The organism is Streptomyces sp. NRRL B-24572 (assembly GCF_002156145.1).
Classification (GTDB): domain Bacteria; phylum Actinomycetota; class Actinomycetes; order Streptomycetales; family Streptomycetaceae; genus Streptomyces; species Streptomyces vietnamensis.
Window position 1 is genome coordinate 1 of the sequence record NZ_MWIG01000690.1, and the last position, 2,631, is coordinate 2,631.

Annotated in this window: 2 protein-coding genes and 1 pseudogene; 1 reads left to right on the forward strand and 2 read right to left on the reverse strand. The window is 69.1% G+C overall.

Annotated elements, in window-relative coordinates:
- The coding region (locus tag CCN56_RS33660) for a LacI family DNA-binding transcriptional regulator (protein ID WP_179200073.1) at positions 1 to 920 on the reverse strand (920 nt) is incomplete at its 3' end.
- 266 nt (positions 921 to 1,186) lie between these two features.
- Between CCN56_RS33660 and CCN56_RS33665 the strand changes: the two genes are divergently transcribed.
- A complete protein-coding gene (locus CCN56_RS33665) occupies positions 1,187 to 2,113 on the forward strand; it encodes a carbohydrate ABC transporter permease (protein ID WP_086831627.1) in 927 nt (308 codons plus the stop codon).
- Between the two features lie 243 nt (positions 2,114 to 2,356).
- Here the strand turns inward: CCN56_RS33665 and CCN56_RS46015 are convergent.
- Positions 2,357 to 2,631, reverse strand: a pseudogene (locus CCN56_RS46015) (carbohydrate ABC transporter permease); the annotation flags it as partial.

Below are 2,631 nucleotides of genomic sequence, written 5' to 3' on the forward strand. Positions count from 1 at the left end.
GTCACCGTCTCGCCGCGCAGCTCGCGCAGAGCGGCGTCGACGCACAGCGCGCCGACCTCGGCGAAGTCCTGCCGGACGGTCGTGAGCGGCGGGATGTAGGAAGCCGCGTCGGGGATGTCGTCGAAGCCGACGACGCTCACGTCCTGGGGCACCCGTCGGCCGCGCTCGTGGAAGGCCCGCAGGACGCCGAGGGCCATCTGGTCGTTGGCGACGAAGACCGCCGTGCAGCCGGGTTCGTCGGCGAGTCGCAGGCCCGCTTCGTAGCCGGATTCGGGGGTCCAGTCGCCGCGCAGGGCCGGCGGGACCGGCCGGCCCTCCTCGCGCAGCGTCGCCTCCCAGGCGTCCGAGCGGCGGCCGGCGGCGAAGGACTCCTCGGGCCCCGCCAGGTGCCACACCGTCTCGTGCCCGAGGTCGAGCAGGTGCTGGACGGCCTGGCGCGCCCCCTGCCGCTGGTCGGTGTCCACGACGGGGAAGCGCCCGGTGGCGTCCGAATCCACGACGACCACCTTGACGTGCGGGGGCAGGGTCAGGGCGGCAGTGTCGAGCAGGTGGACCTCCATGATGAGGACGACGGCGTCGACCGCCAACTCGTCGAGCCGCGTGAAGGCACCCTTGACGTTCTCCTGCGTGGGGGCGTCCAGCGGGATCAGGGTGACGGCGTAGCCCTCGCGGGAGGCCGAGCCCGCGATCGCGTCCAGGGTGCGCACGTTCCCCGTGCTGGTGAGGCCCATGGTGATGACGCCGATGGCGCGGAAGTCGCCGCGCTTAAGGGCGCGGGCCGCACTGTTGGGCCGGTAGCCCAGCTGGTTCATGGCGTCGAGGACCTTCAGCCGGGTGCTCTCGACGACGGCGGCGTCCCCGTTGGAGACCCGGGAGACCGTCTGGGACGAGACGCCCGCGAGCTGCGCCACGTCCGCCATGGACACCCGTCGTGGCCTGCCCCGCCCCATCCTGCGGCCCGTGCCGCCGGCCGGCGTCGGCACATCGGCCGGTTTCATCTTTGCCACGGAATCCCTCACATTCACGCTGCACGCTTGACGCCCCCCCATGGGGGTGTCACCATCTCGCTACCCGATGATTACGTAAACATTTCTCATCGGCCACCCCCGGGGTCGTTTCCGCCCCCGGTACCCCTCTTCTTCCCCTGTCTCCGGACCGTCAGGTCACCGACGCAAGGACCTCAGTCATGACGCTCCTGTCGACGCGCGCCACGGCGGCGCCACCGCCGCGCGCACGTGCCCGCCTCCGCTTCCGCAAGGAAGCCGTCGTGGGCTGGGGCTTCGTCGGCCCGTTCGTCGCCGTCTTCGCTCTCGTCTTCCTGGCTCCGATCGGATACGCCGTATACCTGAGCCTCTTCCAGGACCGGCTCATCGGCGGAACGTCCTTCGTCGGCCTCGACAACTACGGCGAGGCGCTGACCGACCCCCGCTTCTGGGACGGCCTGACACGGGTCGGTATGTTCCTCCTGGTCCAGGTCCCCGTCATGCTGGGGATCGCGCTGCTGGTCGCATTGGCGATCGACAGCGGCCGACTCTACGGCAAGACCTTCTTCCGCGTCTCCGTCTTCCTGCCGTACGCCGTGCCGGCCGTCGTCGCCAGCCTCATCTGGGGCTTCATGTACGGCACGCAGTTCGGTCTCGTCGGCAACATCAACGAGGCGCTCGGGGTCACCCTGCCCAACCCGCTCTCCCCCTCCCTGGCCCTGGCCTCCATCGGCAACATCGTGACCTGGGAGTTCGTCGGGTACAACATGCTGATCTTCTACTCGGCGCTCAAGGTCGTACCGAGCTCGCTCTACGAGGCGGCGGCCATCGACGGCGCCGGCGAGTGGCGTGTCGTGTGGTCCATCAAGCTGCCGGCGATCCGCAGCTCCGTGGTCATCGCCACGATCTTCTCGATCATCGGCAGCTTCCAGCTCTTCAACGAGCCCAGCATCCTGCAGAAGCTCGCTCCCAACGCCATCACCAGCGACTTCACCCCGAACCTCTACACCTACTCGCTGTCCTTCGCGGGCCAGCAGCACAACTACGCGGCGACGGTCGCGATCGTGATGGGTGTGATCACCGCGATCATCGCCTACGCGGTCCAGCTGCGCGGCATGCGGAAGGGCTGACACATGACCACCCCCCTCACCACCGCGGCCGTCGCCACCGACTCCGGCTCCCCCGCCGGACCGGCCACCGCCCCGGGCACGAGTCAGCGCACGCACAGGGCCGCCGGCCGCACCGCCTCGGCACGGGGTCGCAGGAAGCCTCCGCAGACCCCGCTCAACCCGCGCCCCAGCATCCCGCTGACGCTGGTCACCGGCCTGGTGCTCGTCTACACGCTGTTGCCGCTGGCCTGGCTCTTCATCAACGCCACCAAGGACCAGAAGAGCCTGCTCAGCTCCTTCGGGCTGTGGTTCGCCGACGACGACGTACAGCAGGGTGTTGAGGAGCCAGCGGACGAAGACGCCGTCGTTGTACGTGAGGGTGCGGACGATGTTGTCCCAGAGGTTGACGTCGTCGGCGAACCACAGCCCGAAGGAGCTGAGCAGGCTCTTCTGGTCCTTGGTGGCGTTGATGAAGAGCCAGGCCAGCGGCAACAGCGTGTAGACGAGCACCAGGCCGGTGACCAGCGTCAGCGGGATGC

What these genes read in the sequence shown, in the direction of transcription:
- CCN56_RS33665 (WP_086831627.1), top strand. Translation starts at nt 1,187, where the DNA reads ATGACGCTCCTGTCGACGCGCGCCACGGCGGCGCCACCGCCGCGCGCA.